The 18,060-nt window shown below is 63.6% G+C and carries 16 protein-coding genes and 2 pseudogenes; 13 read left to right on the top strand and 5 right to left on the bottom strand.

The annotated features are described in order from the left end of the window. The 5 genes and pseudogenes from WCE35_RS15285 to WCE35_RS15265 form a co-directional block, all read left to right on the top strand. Positions 1 to 199, top strand: a pseudogene (locus tag WCE35_RS15285) (ABC transporter substrate-binding protein); the annotation flags it as partial. 186 nt (positions 200 to 385) lie between these two features. After that, positions 386 to 1,060 (top strand): helix-turn-helix domain-containing protein, encoded by a 675-nt coding sequence (locus WCE35_RS15280; RefSeq protein WP_424594180.1) that lies wholly within the window; start codon positions 386 to 388, stop codon positions 1,058 to 1,060. Between the two features lie 148 nt (positions 1,061 to 1,208). Next, the gene (locus WCE35_RS15275; protein WP_424594179.1) at positions 1,209 to 2,096 is read left to right on the top strand and encodes an oxygenase MpaB family protein; all 888 of its coding nucleotides are present in this window, start codon (positions 1,209 to 1,211) and stop codon (positions 2,094 to 2,096) included. 42 nt (positions 2,097 to 2,138) lie between these two features. After that, positions 2,139 to 2,441 (top strand): annotated as a pseudogene (locus tag WCE35_RS15270) (FAD:protein FMN transferase); the annotation flags it as partial. Positions 2,442 to 2,665: 224 nt separating this feature from the next. Then, complete coding sequence (locus WCE35_RS15265; RefSeq protein ID WP_424594178.1) at positions 2,666 to 4,174, top strand: amidohydrolase family protein; 1,509 nt, start codon at positions 2,666 to 2,668, stop codon at positions 4,172 to 4,174. A 99-nt stretch (positions 4,175 to 4,273) separates the two neighbouring features. Here WCE35_RS15265 and pyk read toward each other — a convergent pair whose 3' ends face one another. Together pyk and WCE35_RS15255 are read right to left on the bottom strand one after the other, a co-directional pair. Next, positions 4,274 to 5,710, bottom strand: coding sequence for a pyruvate kinase (gene pyk / locus WCE35_RS15260; protein WP_424594177.1), 1,437 nt, complete (start codon positions 5,708 to 5,710; stop codon positions 4,274 to 4,276). Further along, complete coding sequence (locus WCE35_RS15255; protein WP_424594176.1) at positions 5,707 to 6,309, bottom strand: DUF1036 domain-containing protein; 603 nt, start codon at positions 6,307 to 6,309, stop codon at positions 5,707 to 5,709. Before WCE35_RS15255 ends, pyk begins: the two co-directional genes overlap by 4 nt. A 195-nt stretch (positions 6,310 to 6,504) precedes the next feature. Here WCE35_RS15255 and WCE35_RS15250 point away from each other — a divergent pair, with 195 nt between their 5' ends. After that, positions 6,505 to 6,807 carry a DUF1244 domain-containing protein gene (locus WCE35_RS15250; RefSeq protein WP_424594175.1) on the top strand — a complete coding sequence of 101 codons (303 nt, stop codon included), beginning with the start codon at positions 6,505 to 6,507 and terminating at the stop codon, positions 6,805 to 6,807. Between the two features lie 178 nt (positions 6,808 to 6,985). Then, the gene (locus WCE35_RS15245) at positions 6,986 to 7,258 is read left to right on the top strand and encodes a DUF2312 domain-containing protein (RefSeq protein ID WP_424594174.1); all 273 of its coding nucleotides are present in this window, start codon (positions 6,986 to 6,988) and stop codon (positions 7,256 to 7,258) included. A 379-nt stretch (positions 7,259 to 7,637) separates the two neighbouring features. On the opposite strand, the gene WCE35_RS15240 is transcribed toward WCE35_RS15245, so the two are convergent. From WCE35_RS15240 to WCE35_RS15230, 3 genes are all read right to left on the bottom strand, one after another. Continuing rightward, positions 7,638 to 9,218: a DUF882 domain-containing protein gene (locus tag WCE35_RS15240; RefSeq protein ID WP_424594173.1), complete on the bottom strand. Its 1,581-nt coding sequence runs from the start codon at positions 9,216 to 9,218 to the stop codon at positions 7,638 to 7,640. A 263-nt stretch (positions 9,219 to 9,481) separates the two neighbouring features. Continuing rightward, positions 9,482 to 11,593, bottom strand: a complete 2,112-nt coding sequence (locus WCE35_RS15235; RefSeq protein WP_424594172.1) for a L,D-transpeptidase family protein — start codon at positions 11,591 to 11,593, stop codon at positions 9,482 to 9,484. Positions 11,594 to 11,934: 341 nt separating this feature from the next. Further along, positions 11,935 to 13,428 (bottom strand): sigma-54-dependent transcriptional regulator, encoded by a 1,494-nt coding sequence (locus WCE35_RS15230; protein ID WP_424594171.1) that lies wholly within the window; start codon positions 13,426 to 13,428, stop codon positions 11,935 to 11,937. A 158-nt stretch (positions 13,429 to 13,586) separates the two neighbouring features. Here WCE35_RS15230 and WCE35_RS15225 point away from each other — a divergent pair, with 158 nt between their 5' ends. The 6 genes from WCE35_RS15225 to WCE35_RS15200 form a co-directional block, all read left to right on the top strand. Then, on the top strand, positions 13,587 to 15,458 hold the full coding sequence (locus WCE35_RS15225) for a M3 family oligoendopeptidase (protein WP_424594170.1): 1,872 nt from the start codon (positions 13,587 to 13,589) through the stop codon (positions 15,456 to 15,458). A 106-nt stretch (positions 15,459 to 15,564) separates the two neighbouring features. Further along, positions 15,565 to 15,789, top strand: coding sequence for an AbrB family transcriptional regulator (locus WCE35_RS15220; RefSeq protein ID WP_424594169.1), 225 nt, complete (start codon positions 15,565 to 15,567; stop codon positions 15,787 to 15,789). Between the two features lie 12 nt (positions 15,790 to 15,801). Then, positions 15,802 to 16,206: a type II toxin-antitoxin system death-on-curing family toxin gene (locus WCE35_RS15215; protein WP_424594168.1), complete on the top strand. Its 405-nt coding sequence runs from the start codon at positions 15,802 to 15,804 to the stop codon at positions 16,204 to 16,206. An 86-nt stretch (positions 16,207 to 16,292) separates the two neighbouring features. Continuing rightward, positions 16,293 to 16,445 (top strand): aa3-type cytochrome c oxidase subunit IV, encoded by a 153-nt coding sequence (locus tag WCE35_RS15210; protein ID WP_424594167.1) that lies wholly within the window; start codon positions 16,293 to 16,295, stop codon positions 16,443 to 16,445. A gap of 63 nt (positions 16,446 to 16,508) precedes the next feature. Next, positions 16,509 to 17,639, top strand: coding sequence for a Re/Si-specific NAD(P)(+) transhydrogenase subunit alpha (locus WCE35_RS15205; protein WP_424594166.1), 1,131 nt, complete (start codon positions 16,509 to 16,511; stop codon positions 17,637 to 17,639). 145 nt (positions 17,640 to 17,784) lie between these two features. Then, positions 17,785 to 18,060: proton-translocating transhydrogenase family protein (locus WCE35_RS15200; RefSeq protein WP_424594165.1), on the top strand; the 276-nt coding region annotated here is incomplete at its 3' end.

The following is an 18,060-nucleotide window of genomic DNA, read 5'->3' as shown; positions in this document are numbered from 1 at the left end:
GGCCTGTGGCAACGATCTCTCGACCGAGAATATTCTCAAGCACGCCTACGCCGTCAAGGATCTGGAACTGCCGATGCTGTTGCCCGGCATCAAGATCAACACCTCACCGACCGATCATGTGCCGGTCGATCAGATGCAGTTCATGCGTTTCAACGGCAAGACCTGGGAGCGCTTTGGCGATCTGCAAACCGGGAATTGATGATCCCGTCATTTCCGGGTTTGCGCGATGTCGCGCGGCGCCACTTATTGCGTCTTGTCATCGGGCCTGAATAGTTGTTCAGTTCTTCAAGGCGATTTATACAAAATCGCGAGAAAACAATGAACACGCGCGCGTCGTGGCCGAGCTAACAGGCCTTCAGGCGCGTGCGGGGACAAGAAGCGCGCCATGGTCTATCGGCGGACCCATCAAGTCGTAAAACGCCTCGCGGCGCGGCGCAGCGCCATTCTGGCGGCGGCCCGGGATGCGGCCTCCGAAGGCGGCATGGCCGCGGTGCAGATCGCACCCGTCGCGGTCCGCGCCAATGTCGCGGCCGGCACGGTCTACCGCTATTTCCCCTCCAAGGCCGAGCTGATTTCCGAGCTGATCGCCGAGGTCTCGCGCGACGAACTGGCGGCGATCCGCAGCGCCGCGGATGCGGCGCCGGGGCCGTCCTCGGCGCTGGCCGCCGCCGTGACCACGGTCGCCGTCCACGTGCTGTCGCAGCGCAAGCTCGCCTGGGGCATTTTGGCCGAGCCGGTCGATGTCGATGTCACGGCGTCGCGGCTCGCCAGCCGCCGCGAAATATCCGGCGAGATCGCAGCAAGGATCGATGCCGCGGTGCGTGCCGGTCATCTGCCGGCGCAGGACACCGTACTCGCCGCCACCGCGCTGTTAGGGGCGCTGCATGAGGCGCTGGTCGGCCCGCTGGCGCCGGACAACATCGACGATCCGGCAAAACTGCGCGACGCCGTGCAGACCGTGACGCTCCTGGCGCTGCGCGCGGTCGGGGTGATGGATGCCCGTGCCCGCGGCCTCGTGGTGCAGGCGGTGCTGCCGGCGAAGGCGTTGGTGGGCGCTTAAGAGCTGCCGCCGAAATACCAGGCAAAATGATCGACAAGATGCCCAATGTTCGCCACCTAGGATCGCCCGTCTTTGTGAATGGCGTTCATTGCCAATGACGAGGCCGATCGTCCTGCCTTGGCCGTTGCGCGGCAGCCTGGAGGCTGCAATGCGGGCGCTGCTCGAACCCGGCGACCGGTCGCACGTCGATTTCTCGCGGCCGACCGGCGAGGCGGCGCTTGTGTCGCCCGACTCCGTGTCGTGGCGCGTATTCAAGAACCCGCTCTCGCTCTTCGTCGGCGGCGTCACCGCCGTGATCCTGGAACTCGCCGAGCCGCGCGTGCGTACGGGCGTCTGGGAGCATACGACCTTCCGCGTCAATCCGATCCGGCGGCTGCGCCGGACAGGGCTCGCCGCCATGGTGACGATCTATGGTGCCCGCAGCTCAGCCGAGGCCATGATAGCTCGTGTCCGGCGAATGCACGACGCGGTCGCGGGTATGACACCATCAGGCGAAGCATATTGCGCCAATGACCCCGCGCTTCTGAACTGGGTTCATGGCACCGCGGCATACGGCTTTCTCCAAGCTTATCATGCCTATGTGCAGCCGCTTTCTTTGTCAGAACGCGACCGCTATTACGCCGAGGGTGTTGCGGCCGCGGCTCTTTATGGCGCGACAAGCGCACCGACATCGGAAGCCGAGCATGAAATGTTGTTTCGCGCCACGGCCGGCCGGCTGGAGCGCTCGGATATCGTGTTTGAGTTTCTGGCGGTCATGCGCCGCGCGCCTATTCTGCCGCTTCTGCTGAGGCCCGCGCAGCACCTCCTGGTACGCGCGGCCGTCGATCTGACGCCTCGCTTGGTGCGGACGATCCTGGGGCTCAATGGGCACGGCTTGCATGCTGGCGAAGCCGAGCTGGTCCGGCAAGCTGGAGCCTTCGCGGACCGCCTCGTTCTGGAATCCAACCCGGCCGTTCAGGCCTGCCGGCGGATGCGCCTTGCGGCCGATTATTTGTATGTCCACCGCAGCGCAGTTCCATTGCAGGAGGTCAGCTGAAAAGCCCGATGTCGATATTGTCGCGGTGATCGATGCCGACGCCTGGCAAATCCCTCCTTCGATCTTCTGACTTTGCTGTCGCAGTGCCAGCGCTTGTCGGCACTCAGCGGCGGCGCCTTCGACGTGACCGTTCAACCGCTGTGGAATCTCTATGCGCTGCATTTCTTCGGCACCGCGTCACCTCAACCGGACGGGCCTGCACCGCCGGCGATCGAGCGTGCCCGCAGCCTCGTGGATTGGCGGGGCATCGATGTCACGCCGCGCCAAATCGCATTGCTGCGGCACGGGATGGGCGTGACCCTCAACGGGATCGCCCAGGGCTATGTCACCGACCGCGTTGCTCGAGGCCTTTCCCGGGGTCACCGCCCTGGTTACGCGGCCCGATGGTGCCGTCCAGCATCTTCCCGGCTGAACGCCGCTGCCCGCCAGATGACGAGTTGCTGCTCCGACACTGCGACCACGCAGAGCCGGCCCGGTCAGGCCATGATTTTGGCAAACCACAAGTATAACCTGCGCACGCCAGCAACTACTAGGAACTGGCAAATATTCGAACAACAGGGAGGACGACAATGGGAAGTTGGCTCAGTGAACGAGAACAGCGCCTTGTTGCGGGCGCCGAGGCGGCTTCGGCCGCGACCCCGATACCGACCCAGATCGTGTCGAACGGCGAGTTTCTTCCACCCCGGCAGAGTGCGACGCAGAAGCGTGTCGAGGAGCGGATCAACGAGTTGGCTGATGTCAACGGCAAGCGACTTGGTTTGAGCCGTCGGCAGTTCATGCAAACGAGCTGCGGCATGGCGGCGGCGTTCCTCGCGATGAATGAGATCTATGGGAATGTGTTCGGGGTCGATGCGGCCGAGGCTCGCGAGCCCGAAATGATGCTGGCGCGGGCACAGAGCCTGGCCGGCCAGTTCGTCTTCGATGTCCAGACCCACTTCGTGCGCGACGACTTCGATCACAAGGAGCTGCTGGGCCTCGCCACTTTCGCGAGCGAGCACTGGAACCCGAAGATGAAGGAAGAGGGCGTGTCGTCGCTCGCCCGCTACAAGTTCCAGAACTACGTCAAGGAGATCTTCTACGACAGCGACACCAGCCTGGCGCTGCTGAGCGGCGCGCCATTCGACGACCCGAGCTGGTGGCTTCTGTCCAACGAGCAGATCGCCAAGGCCCGTGAGATGATCAACGAGTTCGCGGGCTCGCGACGCCTGCTGGCGCACACCGTGATCACGCCCAAGCAGCCGGGCTGGATGGACGAGGTTGACAGGGCGATTGCGGTCTACAAGCCGGATTCGTGGAAGTCCTACACCATCGGCGACCCGCTCGCGCCGTCGAAGTTTCCCTGGCGGCTCGACGACGAACAGATGATGTATCCATTCTATGAGAAAGCCGTGAAGGCTGGCATCACCACGATATGCATCCACAAGGGCCTGCTGCCGCCCGACTATGAGAAATCCTTTGCGGGCGTCTGGGAATACGCAACCGTCGCGGACATCGGAAAGGCCGCCAAGGATTGGCCGCAGATGAACTTCGTCATCTACCATTCGGCGCTGCGGGCGTTCCTCGAGCTGCCCGATCAGGCCTGGGCGGAATTCGAGGCCTCCGGCCGCATCAAATGGGCGACCGATCTGGCGGAAATCCCGCAAAAATTCGGTGTCACCAACGTCTATGGCGAGCTCGGCACGTCGTTTGCCAATTCGGCCGTGGCCCATCCGAAATTCTCCGCCGCGCTGGTCGGCACGCTGGTCAAGGGCATGGGGGCCGATCACGTCATGTGGGGCACCGATTCGGTGTGGTACGGATCCCCGCAATGGCAGATCGAAGCGCTGCGACGGCTCGAAATCCCCGAAGACATGCAGAAGAAATACGGGTTCCCGGCGCTCGGTGGTGCCAACAGCGCGACCAAGCAGTTGATCTTCGGTGGCAACGCGGCGCGCCTCTACCGGATCAACCTCAAGGCAGCCGATAATACGAAGATGCCGGCCTATTCGGAGGACCGCCTGGCCCGCCTGAAGAACGAGTACGAGTTCGCCGCCAAGGAGCCCTCGAACCTGCGCTACGGCTATGTGAGAGCCGGCTGATCGAAGACGGGTGCCGGCACCGGTGAGAGGCGCCGGCACCCGCTCAGGCGCAAACGCGCCGGCGAATGTTTCGGGCAGTATGATCTTCTCTTGGTCAGCTCACATATCCGCGTCGCCGCTCGGCCCGACATAGGCGATGCGCACCATGTTGGTGGTGCCGGGGGTGCCGAGCGGCACGCCGGCGACGATGATGACGCGCTGGCCCGCTCTGGCAAAGCCGTCGCGAAACGCGATCGAGCCGGCGCGGTCGACCATGTCGTCCTGGTCGTGCGCGTCTTCGGCAACGACGCAATGCACGCCCCATACCAGCGAGAGCTTGCGGCCGGTCGCGAGATTCGGCGTGATCGCCACCACCGGCGGCTTCGGCCGCTCGCGCGCCACGCGGATGGCGGTCGAGCCCGAACTGGTCCAGCAGATGATGGCGGACAATTCGAGCGTCTCGGCGATCTGACGCGCGGCACCGGCAATGGCGTCGCCGACGGTGGCCTCGGGTTCGGGCCGCTGCGCCGACAATACCGAGCGGTAGGTCGGGTCGCGCTCCACTTCCTCGCCGATCCGGTTCATGGTCGAGACCGCTTCGACCGGGAACTTGCCGGCCGCCGATTCCGCCGACAGCATGATGGCGTCGGCACCCTCATAGACCGCGGTGGCGACGTCGGAGACTTCGGCGCGCGTCGGCACCGGCGACTGGATCATCGATTCCAGCATCTGGGTTGCGATCACCACCGGCTTGCCGGCGCGGCGCGCCATCCGCGTCATCTGCTTCTGCAGGCTCGGCACCCGCTCCAGCGGCAGTTCGACGCCGAGATCGCCGCGCGCCACCATCAGGGCGTCGGAGGCCTCGATGATGTCGGCGAGCCGGTCGATCGCCTGCGGCTTTTCGATCTTGGCCATCACGGCGGCGCGGCCGCGGATTAGCTTCCTGGCCTCGACCACGTCCTCGGCACGCTGCACGAACGACAACGCGATCCAGTCGACGCCGGTCACCAGCGCGGCTTCCAGGTCGGCGCGGTCCTTCGGCGTCATCGCCGATACCGGCAGATCGGTGTCGGGCAGGCTGACGCCCTTGCGGTCCGACATCTTGCCGCCGATCACGACGCGGGTCACCGCGCGCTCGGGCGAGGTTCCTTCCGCGATCAGCCGCACCTTGCCGTCGTCAAGCAGCAGCGCGTGGCCGGGCCGCAGCGCTGCCAGAATTTCCGGATGTGGAAGCTGGACCCGGGTATTGTCGCCCGGCGTCTTGTCGGAATCGAGCACAAAGCTCTGGCCGTTGTTGAGCTGGACCGCGCCGTCGGCAAACGAGCCCAGGCGCAGCTTGGGTCCCTGCAGGTCGACCAGGATGCCGATCGGCCGTCCGTAGCTGCTCTCGACATTGCGGATGGTCTTGACCAGTTCGCGCATCTTGTCGTGCGCGGTGTGGCTCATATTGATGCGAAAGATATCCGCGCCGGCCTCGAACAGGCGGCGGATCATGGCGCTGTCGGAAGAGGCCGGACCGAGGGTGGCGAGGATCTTGATACGACGCAGTCGTCTCATCGCTTGCTTCCGGGTGCTGCGGCTGGCGGCAGACCAGACGCGCCCGGAGGCGTTCCGCCCGGCGTGTTTGGCAGACCGGGAACACCGCCGGGGGTGTTGGGGCCAAGCGTGCCGGGAATTCCCGGCACCCGCTGCGCGGGCTGCTCGTTGGCTTCGGTCAGCTGCACGGTCCAGGCGCGTTGTTCGCCGGTATCGACCTCGAAGAAGCCGGTACGGTCGAAGCCGCGCGCCAGGCAATTTTCGGTGCCCTTGATGGTGAATTCCTTGTCGCGCGAACACATGAAGGCTTGTCCGGACCACTCGCCGCCACGGTCGTAATCGAGGGCGTAGATGTAGTAATAGCGCGCCACCAGCGTTCCGCGCAGCAGCGTCTCGCAAGCCCGCGACGACACGTTCCACCAGCCTTCGGTGGTCCAGCCTTCGGCATCCTTGTAGCCGAGCGCAATCCCGACCCGGCTCGAGGTGTTGTTGCAGAGACGAAAGTCCGCGGCCGCCGGGCTATTCCACAGGCTGACCGCGGCAAGCGCCAGCACCGGCAACAGGCCGGCCGTCCGTCGGGCGAAGAGGGAGCTGGAAGAAGGAGAATCTGTTGCGATCATGCAGCCAAGCTATATCAAATCATTGACGATTTCGCGTGGCCCGGCGGGAACTGTCAACCGCCGGGACGCGCGTATTTCAAGCCGCGGGCAGGCGGAATTCCACCGGTTAGCGTCCCGTTTTGCGCGGGATGTGGCAAAATCTGTGACAATTCCCACCTGATATCAATATGCTGCAGATGAAACGGGATGATGGCCATGACGATCGACGACAAAACCAGAACGGAACTTGAAGCCGCCGTTTTCCGGCGGCTGGTCGGGCATCTGCGCGCCCGCACCGACGTACAAAACATCGATCTGATGAATCTGGCTGGCTTCTGCCGCAATTGCCTGTCCAACTGGATGAAGGAAGAGGCCGACGCCAAGGGCGTCGCGATCAGCAAGGACGAAAGCCGCGAGGCGGTATACGGCATGCCCTATGAGACCTGGAAATCGAAATTCCAGGGCGCCGCCAGCCCCGAGCAATTGACGGCGATGAAAAAGGCCCCAAGCGGGCATTGATTCCATCCGGGCGTTTCTTACCGCTTGTTATCTTCCTGTGAGCGCGCTGTGGATGAGCGCGATGTTGCCTTGACGAAAGGTATCACACTCTTGAGGGTCAATCTGGCAAGCGCCGCGCGGCAAAGCGTGCGGCGCTTGCTCTTTCAGCCACCACCGTCAGTTCCCTCAGGAGTACCCGATGGCCACCCCTGCCGCCGCCGTTCAGGAAGCGCCCGCGACGAAATTTGCGAAAGACCAGCTCAAGGCCATCATCGAGCGCATCGAGCGGCTGGAAGAAGAGAAGAAAACCATCTCCGACGACATCCGCGACGTCTATGCGGAAGCCAAGGGCAACGGTTTTGACGTCAAGGCGCTGCGCACCATCGTGCGGCTGCGCAAGCAGGACGCCGACGAGCGGCAGGAACAGGAGACCATCCTGGAAACCTACATGCAGGCGTTGGGGATGTTGTGAAGCGCAGGCCCGATAATTCCGACCAGCGTCGTCCCGGCCAAGTGAGCCAACGGGTCGCGCGAATGCGCGCCCGATGACAGGCTCCGCGAGCGCGAGCCGGGATCCAACCACTATCGGTCATGCGGACGGAATTGATTAATACACAATCGTGAACTATCCCCGTCATTCCGGGGCGACGCGAAGCGTCGAGCTCTGATGTGCAATTGCACATCATAGCTCGCGCCAAGAGGCGCGCCCCGGAATGACGATGGCTCGAGGATTACCCTTCCGACTAGCCTTGCGAATGAGGTCGGGGCTAACCCACGGATTCCAACGAATATCGGAGGTTGGTCCTTGCCTTCCGCGAGGACGACACTGAATTGGTGAAAACAGTGCGCGCTCAGTGCAGCGAGGCGGTACGCCGCACGAACGACCGGGTTGTCAGCGTGGCGGTGGCGGAGCCGGTGAAGTGGTCGCTGGCCATACCCATCATCGGGTCGTCCGAGAAGGTCATCGCGATCACAGCCTGCGGCTTGACGAAATAGACCCGCATCAGGCTCATGTCGGTATCGCCCAGCACCGTGGTGAACATCGAGTTGCTTGCACTCGGCGCCAGCATCACGACCCGCATCCAGACATCGTTGCCTTTGGCGGCCGAAATTCGCGTCGCGATCACGCTGCCCGAAACCTGCGGCCCCTTGGCGACGACGGTGTTGATCCCGATGGCGTCGGCGCCGGCATTGCGCGGCGCCGGACGGACGCTGCGCGGCAGCGGCGCGGAGGCCGCGACGATGTTGGCGCGGTCGACCGGCGAGGTGGCGGCGGGCGCATAGGCCAGCGCCCTGCTGAATGCGTCGGAAACGCTGGCGGTCGGCTGCGGATCGGCCGCGCCGACGGCCTCACGGGCTTTGAGGGCTGCGATCTGCGCCGGAGTGGCCTGCTTGGCTGTTGACGGTTCGTCGCCCCAGAAGCCGCGGGCATTGATGATATCGGCCGGTGTCTGCGGATTCGGCTCGGCCTTGTCGACGGAGGCCGGCGTCGTCGGTTCCGGCTTTGGCGCCGATGCGATCTGAAGGTCAGCCGAAGCCAGCTGAATGGCTGCGGCGAGCTGCGGCTTTGACCGCGGCGTCGGCGCCGGATCGGCGGATTTGGCGGGCGCAGCAACGGCCGCCGGAGCCGGTTTTTGATTGACGACGGGAGCGGCGGCTTCCTCATCGTCCTCGCTGGATTTGCCTTTGAAGAGCGAGGCTAACAGTCCCGGTTTGCCCACCGTCGCCGCATCGTTGCCATTGCCGCGCTTCTCGATGTCGGCGCGGGCCAGTTCATATCCCTTCAGCGGATTGCCGTCGGTGGGGACATGCACGGTGCGGCCATCGGGGAACACCTTGGCCAACTGGTCGTGGGTCATCCGCGGCCAGTGGCGGATGCTGCCGGTATCGAGATGGACAAAAGGCGAGCCGGAGGTCGGATAGAAACCGACACCGCCGCGCTGCAGGCGGAGCCCGGCGTGGCGAATCTGCTCCAGCGGCACGTCCGGAATGTAGAAGTCCATCGCATGGCCAAGCATGTGCTGGCTGAAGCGGGCCACACCCGACGAACGCCGGCGCAGCATCGCATTGGTGGCGGGGGAGCGATAGGAGGAGATGATCTGGATCGGCTTCTTGCCGTCGACGTCGCGGTAGACTTCCCAGAGGATGTCGAACAGGCGACGATCCATCGTAGTCTGGTCCTGGCTGCGCCAGTCGCGGAGAAAGTGATTGAGCTGTTTCAGCGCTTCTTCATCGTAGCGCCCCTCGCGCTTGAAGGTGACGGTGAGGTCTTCGTCGGAATGGGTGTGGTGGAAGGCAAGGGTGCGGGTCTCGCCCAGTGCGGTCGCGTCATGGACCGATCCGGCTCCGGCGAGGAGCAAGAGGGAGGACAGGCCGATCCGATATCCGGCCTTCGGCAGCGGATTGAGTTGCCGTGCGAAAACAGCCAGCACTATGAGCCCACCCAGTCGACGAGCGATCAGCAACTTCTTCCGCAAGCCCCGGCGAAAGAGTGTGAACGCATCCTTAATGCAGGAAGGTTAACCGATATTTGCCTTCCCGCCCCCAAATCAGGCTTAACCTAACCCGTCGACTATGGCAAAAAAGCGCCCAGTGCCGGAATCCAGATCGATAGTGGTTAACGTAAGCGGCCTCGCCGATGAAGCTACACCGTTGTTTCTATTAGAAATTCAGGCTTGCAACCGATTGCTGGGGATTAACGGGCAAACACCCCGCGTTGCTGCTGACGCCGGCCAACCGGCGCCGGGGGTGTCGGCGGGCCACCGAACAGCCGCTCGAGGAACGAGGGGCCGCCGGAAAAGGTGTTGTCGCTGACGAAGCTGATGCCCGCCGGCAGGCCGTCCTTCGGGCGGGAATAGTTCGGCTGCGAATGCGCCACCACGTTTTCCAGATCCCTGTTACGGCCGTTCCTGAGCAGCGCCAGCATGGTGGCGTCGCGGCCGTAGACGTCCCTGCGGAACTGCAGTTTGCCCGCGTCGTCCACGAAAGCGGTCTGGTAGGTGATGTTGACCGGGATCGGTGTCGGGAACTTGAGGTCGATCTCGCTATGGCCATACATGCCGCGAATTTTCTCCGGCGTGAAGCGCTCGTTCGGCATCGCGATGTTGAGCAGCACCGAGGCGTATTGATCCGGATTCTGGACGCGCATGCAGCCATGGCTGAACGCGCGCTCTTCCTTCGCGAACAGATGCTTGTCCGGGGTGTCGTGCTGGTAGACCAGGAACTTGTTCGGGAAATTGAAGCGGATGCGGCCGAGCGCATTGGCCTCGCCGGGCGGCTGCGAGATGTGGATGCTGCCGTCGCGGTCGCGTTCGAGCCGCAGCCCCATGCGCTGCAGCACGGTCGGATCCTGCTGCAGGGCCGGCAGGTATTCGTTGTAGATGATCGACGGCGGCACGTTCCAGGTCGGATTGACGGTGATGAACTTCATCGTCTCGCTGAGCAGCGGCGTGGCGTGCGTGCCGGGCTTCCCGGTCACCACCCGCGTGGTCCAGACCTGCCCGCCGTTCTGCATCACCTTCAGCGTATAATCGGGGATGTTGAGGATGACGTAGGCGTTGCCGACCGCCGGCGAGCCGAGCTGGCGGGGCAGCCAGCGCCAGCGCTCCATGTTGACGATCACGAGGTCGATCTGCTTGTCGCGCTTCGGGCTGTTGATGGCCTTGACGGTGCGGTCATCCAGCACGCCGGTGGGCTTGAGCTCGGCGCCGTCCTGGAACTTGCGCACGGCCTCCGCGACCCTGGCGTCGTAATGGGTGTCGTCGGCATTCTCCAAAATGCCGAGCTTGGCCCGTAGTTGCGGCACGCGCGGATCTTCCGGCGCCACCGCCGGCTGCTTCTTGGTGGCCGGCTTGAAGGCAAGCGCCGCGCCCTCGGCGATCTGAACCATCGGTCCGTCGCCCTGGCCACGCAACTCGGCCAGCTTCGCCTTCAGCTCGCGATAGAGCTTGTGCGGCGGATTGTAGCTATCCAGCGCCGCGGAGGCATCCTTCGCCGTCGTCACATTCGACAGCACTTCCGCCGGGTCGGTCGGATGGTCCGGATACAGGATATCCGCGCTGACCTGCGACCAGTGCATCCGGCCGCTCTGGGCCTGGCGCGCATAGTCCAGCATGCTCGCGGTCAGCTTCAGCTCGGCCTCCGCAAGCTGATCCGGCAAGGCGGCGGCCGCGAAATCGGGAACGGGGTAGTCGGACGGATTGAGGCCGTCGGAGGCGGCATCCTTCAGCCGCGCGACGACGCCCTTGCCAGTGCCGGTCAATTTGCCGGCCTGGGTCCAGACCGGCGCGTATTCGCGCGAGGCGTAGAACTTCTCGACGGCGGCGCGCTCGCTCTTGCGGTCGAAATAGCGCAGCGATTTTCCACCCAGCATTTCGCGCAATTTGTCGGCAACCGGCTGATCTTCCGGCGCGACGTTGCTCACAGCCTTTACGGGTTCTCTGGCCGGCTCGGCAGCCGGCGCGACCGCAGCCGGAGGCGTCGCGGGTGTGACGGTCGCAGTGTCAGTTGCCTTGTCAGTCGCCTTGGGAGCGGGAGCGGTGACGATGTCGGCCGGCTTGGGCTCTGTCGTCCTGGCCGCGTCGGGCACCGATGCGGTGGCGTCGATCTTGAAATCGCTGGCGGTCGGAGGCGGAAGGTTGACCGGCTCGGGACGCGGAATCGCCGCATCGATCGCAAGCTCCGCGGCGGTCGCGCGAGGCGCGTCGGACTGGGCCAGTGCCGAGGTCGCGGACAGCGCGAGGAAGCTCGCCGCGACGGCGATCAGCACCCGGTCATATCCCGCACGATCCTTCGGACAGTCACGCATCATCACACCCCCTGGACGAAACTGCCCCGGCATTGGAACAGTTCTTCATCGTTCGTTACAGCTTGCGCGACAGCGCCGGCCCTGGATTCAAACTTGGTACGCCTGCTACGCAGCTATTCAAACAGAAACGATACATGCGCGGCTATCATCCAGCCAGCGGCATGCGGGGCAACTCACGACAAACTGACCTCAAACTACCACCCGGACTCAGGCCGCGAGGTTTTGCCACGCTCGCTGAATTTTGTCTGTTACCGGCAAGCCACGGTTCAAATGTTCTGGCAAGACTTAACGCTCTATGGCTGGCTCGTCCTGCCACCGGTGCGCCACAATCCGGCCTCCGCTCAATTGGTGCCGTCTGTGCCACCATCGGCCGGTTCGTCGTCGGCGGCCTCATCAAGCTTGCGATAGAGCGTCGAGCGGCCGATCTTCAGCCGGCGTGCGACCTCCGACATCTGCCCGCGATAATGCGAGATAGCGAAGCGGATGATCTCATACTCCATCTCGTCGAGCGGGCGCACTTCGCCGGTGCCGGTCAGCATCGCGAGGCTCCCCACGCTGGCCAGTGGCGCGATAGGTATTTCATTACCGGAAACCATGGCGGGCGCGGTCGAAGGCCCAACGATCAAGGGGGCGGTGGGCTGGGCCTCGGGGTCGGCGACCGCGGCCGCTTGCGGGAAATCGGCGAGGCCGAGCAGATCGCTCTCGCTCATCACCACGGCGCGATACACGGTGTTCTCAAGCTGGCGGATATTGCCCGGCCAATCGAGCTGCGCCAGATGGGCCATCGCCTCGCCGCTGATGCCGGTGATGGCGCGGTTTTCCTCGGCGCAAAACCTTGCGAGAAAATGCCGCAGCAGATGCGGGATGTCTTCGCGCCGCGTCCGCAGGGGAGGGATCGTCAGCGGCAGTACGTGCAGGCGATAGAACAGATCCTCGCGGAATTTCCCGTTCTTCACGAGGTCGAGCAATTTGCGATTGGTCGCGGATATGATGCGGACGTCGACCTTCACCGGCTTGCGCCCGCCAACCGCCTCCACCGTGGCTTCCTGCAGCGCGCGAAGCAGCTTCACTTGCGCTGCCAGCGGCAGTTCGCCGACCTCGTCGAGAAACAGCGTGCCGCCGGAGGCCTCGACGAACTTGCCCGTATGGCGTTCGGTGGCGCCGGTAAAGGCGCCCTTCTCATGGCCGAACAGAATCGACTCCACGAGATTGTCGGGGATGGCGCCGCAATTGACGGCCACGAACGGTTTCGATTTGCGCTCGCCGCTGCCATGGATGGCGCGGGCGAACAATTCCTTGCCGACGCCGGATTCACCCTCGATCAGCACCGGAATGGTGGAGGCCGCCGCTTTTTGCGCGGTGCGCAGCACGCCCGCCATGGTTTCGCTGCGGGTGATGATGTCGGCAAAGGTCAGCCGGCCTTCGCGGCTGTGCCGGATGCGCTGCAATTCGCCCTTGAGTGCCGAGGTGTTGAGCGCGTTGCGCAGCGACACCTGCAGCCGCTCGAAGCCGACCGGCTTGACCACGAAATCCTGGGCGCCGGCGCGCATCGCCGAAACCACATTGTCGATGCCGCCATGGGCGGTCTGCACGATCACGGGGATGCTTAACCCCGCTTCGCGAATTTTGGCGAGCACGCCGAGGCCGTCGAGGCCGGGCATGACGAGGTCGAGCACCAGCGCGTCGACCGGCTGCGGTTCCGGCGCCGTCAGCATGGCGATCGCCGCGTCGCCGCCGTCGACCACAACGGACTCGTAACCGCATTTCTGCACCATGTTTTCAACCAGACGGCGCTGTACCGGGTCGTCGTCGGCGATCAAAATGGTGGCAACCATGGTTTTCCCCGCGCGTTACGACTATCTGTCTCGAATCGGGGCACTGTCGCCGATGCCGATTAACGCACGCTTAAACGTTGCCGTCCCGCCCGTATTCCGCCGCCGCCGTCTTTCCGATTGAAAACAGGTTTCGAACAAGAAAACAGGTTTCGAACAAGATGACCTCGCGCTCCTCATCCGCTCTCCGCAAGCAGGCCGCCCAACGCAAATCGGCCGCCGTGAAAACCACCGCCAAATCCGCGACCAGAAACAAGGCCGGCAAACTGCCGGAATGGAATCTGGCCGATCTCTATTCCGGCATCGACGCGCCCGAAGTCGGGCGCGACCTGCAAAAGATGGATGCAGATTGCGTCGCGTTTGAGGCCGACTACATGGGCAAGCTCGCCCAACACGTCGCACGGGAAGATGGCGGTGTCTGGCTTGCCGAGGCGGTCAGGCGCTACGAGGCGATCGACGATCTCGCCGGCCGTCTCGGTTCCTATGCCGGATTGATTCATGCCGGCGACAACGTCGATCCCGCGATCTCAAAATTTTATGGCGACGTTTCCGAGCGGCTGACGGCGGCCTCGACGCATCTGCTGTTCTTCGCGCTTGAACTCAATCGGATTGACGATGCCGTGATCGAACGCGCGATGCAGGCGCCGGAACTCGGGCACTATCGCCCCTGGATCGAGGATTTGCGCAAGGACAAGCCGTATCAGCTCGAGGATCGGGTCGAACAACTCTTTCACGAAAAGTCCCAGAGCGGCTACGCCGCCTGGAACCGGCTGTTCGATCAGACCATTTCGGGCCTGCGCTTCAGGATCGGGGGCAAGGAGCTCGCGATCGAGCCGGCGCTGAATCTGCTGCAGGACCGGGCGGGCGAAAAGCGCAGGGCGGCGGCGCAGGCGCTGGCGAAAACGTTCAAGGACAACGCGCGGACCTTTGCGCTCATCACCAACACGCTCGCCAAGGACAAGGAGATTTCCGATCGCTGGCGCGGCTTCCATGACGTCGCGGATTCGCGGCATCTGAGTAACCGCGTCGAGCGCGAGGTCGTCGATGCGCTGGTCGGCTCGGTGCGCGCGGCCTATCCGCGTCTGTCGCACCGCTATTACGCCCTGAAGGCGGGTTGGTTCAAAAAGAAGAAGCTCGCGCATTGGGACCGCAACGCGCCGCTGCCGTTCGCGGCCACCGGCACGATCGCCTGGCCCGACGCCCGCAACATGGTGCTGACCGCCTATCGCGGCTTCTCGGCCGAGATGGCTGATATCGCCGAACGGTTCTTCAATGATCGCTGGATCGATGCGCCGGTGCGTCCGGGAAAGGCGCCGGGCGCGTTCTCGCATCCGACCACGCCTTCGGCGCATCCTTACGTGCTGATGAATTATCAGGGCAAGCCGCGCGACGTGATGACGCTCGCCCATGAACTTGGCCACGGCGTGCACCAGGTGCTGGCGGCGAGCAACGGCGCGCTGATGGCGCCGACACCGCTGACCCTGGCGGAAACGGCCAGCGTGTTCGGCGAAATGCTGACCTTCAAGCGGCTGTTGTCGCAGACCAAAAGCGCCAGGCAGCGGCAGGCGCTGCTCGCCGGCAAGGTCGAGGACATGATCAATACCGTGGTGCGGCAGGTCGCGTTCTATTCGTTCGAGCGCGCGGTTCACAGCGAGCGGAAGAACGGCGAATTGACCGCGCAGCGGATCGGCGAAATCTGGCGCGGCGTGCAAAGCGAGAGCCTGGGCCCCGCGATCGACATCCGGCCGGGATACGAGAATTTCTGGATGTACATCCCGCACTTCATCCATTCGCCATTCTACGTCTATGCCTATGCGTTCGGTGATTGCCTCGTGAACTCGCTCTACGCGGTCTATGAGAACGCTTCGGAGGGTTTTGCCGAGCGCTACCTTGCGATGCTCGCCGCCGGCGGCACCAGGCATTATTCCGAACTGCTCAAGCCGTTCGGGCTCGACGCCAGGGATCCGAAATTCTGGGACGGCGGGCTGTCGGTGATCTCAGGCATGATCGATGAGTTGGAGGCGATGGGCTGAGGAGGGTTGACGTAAAACATTCGTTGAACGGGCTTAAAAGGCATGTTATACATTTGTATAACGTGCCTTTTGGCTTTTCAGCGTCATTGAAGTAGGGAAATAGTCCATGAAAATCGAAATCAAGAGGATCGGTAACTCTGATGGTCTGCTGCTTCCTCGCGAATTGATGCAGCGGCTCGACCTCAAGCGGGGTCAGGAATTGCACATTACCGAACTCGCCGGCGGCGGATTTCAGGCGATGCCCTACGATCCCGATTTCGAGAAGACCATGGAAATCGCGGACGAGACCATGGACAAATATCGCGACACGCTGGCGGCGCTCGCAAAATAACGGAACGACCGAATGAGCGAGCCGGAAGAGCCGCTTTGGATCACCTACGAGCAAGCCATCGCCATCCACAGCCGCCAGCTCCGTCGCTTCGGCGGAGCACCCGGCCTGCGCGACGAAGGCATGTTGCGATCCGCGCTCGAACGTCCGATCAACAAATGGCGTTATGAACAGTCAGGCAGGGCTGAGCTTGCGGCAGCCTATGCCTTTGGGTTGGCGAAAAATCATGCCTTTGTAGATGGAAACAAACGAATCGCCTTCATGGCGATGGTGGTTTTTCTCCTCAAGAATGGCGTACCTTTCAGCCCCGAGCCTGCCCACGCGACGTCGATTATCCTCTCCCTCGCCGCCGGCGAGGTCAGCGAGGAAAGCCTGACCCGCTGGATCAAGGACAACTGGCCGCCCGAGCAATCCAAATAGCTGCAGGGGCCAGCCTGCCCGGCGTTGCCCTCCAAACGGCTTTGCGGTAATGGCACGCGAGAAACGAGCTTTGAATGGGGACACCGATGGCAGACCATAGCGAAGTGGCCTATACGACCGCCGACGGCAACGATTATGAGGCCCATGAGCAGACCTATGAGAGTTTCATCATACTGGTCAAATACGGCACCATTTCCGTCGCCATTATCCTGATCCTGATGGCTTATTTCCTGGTTTGAGCCGTCGCTGGCGGAAATGACGCTAGTTTGCTCGCGCGCGCCCCTCGCGCCGCCGGAGGCCCCATGAAGATCGCCGTTGCCAAGGAAATCGATCCATCCGAACCGCGGGTCGCCGCTTCTCCCGACACTGTGAAGAAATTCAAGGCGCTGGGCGTTGACGTGGCGATCGAGCCGGGCGCGGGGCTCAAGTCGGGCCTGCCCGACTCCGAATTCACCGCGGTCGGCGCCACCGTCAGCGCCGACGCATTGAAGGATGCCGACATCATCATCAAGGTGAAGCGACCGGAGGCGTCCGAGCTTGCAAACTACAAGCGCGGCGCGCTGGTCGTCGCCATCATGGACCCCTATGGCAACGACGCCGCGCTGAAAGCGATGGCGGATGCCGGCGTCTCGGCCTTTGCCATGGAATTGCTGCCGCGCATCACCCGCGCGCAGGTGATGGACGTGCTGTCGAGCCAGGCTAATCTCGCCGGCTACCGCGCGGTGATTGAAGCCGCCGAAGCCTTCGGCCGCGCATTTCCGATGATGATGACCGCGGCCGGGACCATTCCGGCGGCAAAGGTGTTCGTGATGGGCGTCGGCGTCGCCGGCCTGCAGGCGATCGCGACCGCGCGGCGGCTGGGCGCCATCGTCACCGCGACCGACGTGCGGCCTGCGACCAAGGAGCAGGTCGAAAGCCTGGGGGCCAAATTCCTCGCGGTCGAGGACGAGGAGTTCAAGAACGCCCAGACCGCCGGCGGCTACGCCAAGGAAATGTCGAAAGAGTATCAGGCCAAGCAGGCCGCGCTCACCGCCGAGCACCTCAAGAAGCAGGACATCGTGATCACGACGGCGCTGATCCCCGGCCGCCCGGCGCCAAAGCTCGTCACCGCCGCGATGGTCAGATCGATGAAGCCGGGCTCGGTGCTGGTGGATCTCGCGGTCGAGCGCGGCGGCAATGTCGAGGGCGCCAGGGCCGGCGAAGTCGCCGACATCGATGGCATCAAGATCGTCGGCTACACCAATGTCGCCGGCCGCGTCGCGGCCTCGGCCTCGGGGCTGTATGCACGCAACCTGTTTTCGTTCATCGAGACCCTGATCGACAAGGCGAACAAGGCGCTCGCGGTGAACTGGGACGACGAGCTGGTGAAAGCCACCGCGCTGACCAGGGACGGCGCCGTCATTCACCCGAACTTCCAGCCGAAAGGCGCGTGAGTGATCGGGCAGGCCGATTTCTTCGTCATTCCGGCGCGCTTCGAAAGAAGCGAGCCCGGAATCTCGATCGTCGATTCGCAATCTCGGGATTCCGGGTCCGGCGCGCTGCGCCGTCCCGGAATGACGGGTTAACAGGAGAGAAGCCATGGAGCATGTCGCCCAAGTCGTCGATCCCTTCGTGTTCCGGCTGTCGATTTTCGTCCTTGCCGTGTTCGTCGGCTATTTCGTGGTGTGGTCGGTGACGCCCGCGCTGCATACGCCGTTGATGTCGGTGACGAACGCGATCTCCTCGGTGATCGTGGTCGGCGCGCTACTCGCGGTTGGCGTCGGGATGATCTCGAGCGGCAGCGGCTGGGCGCGCGGTTTCGGCTTCGTCGCGCTGATCTTTGCCTGCGTGAATATCTTCGGCGGCTTCCTTGTA

Origin of the sequence: Bradyrhizobium sp., from assembly GCF_049691595.1 — a bacterium.
Lineage (GTDB): Bacteria > Pseudomonadota > Alphaproteobacteria > Rhizobiales > Xanthobacteraceae > Bradyrhizobium.
This window is presented reverse-complemented; position numbering and strand designations above follow the sequence as displayed.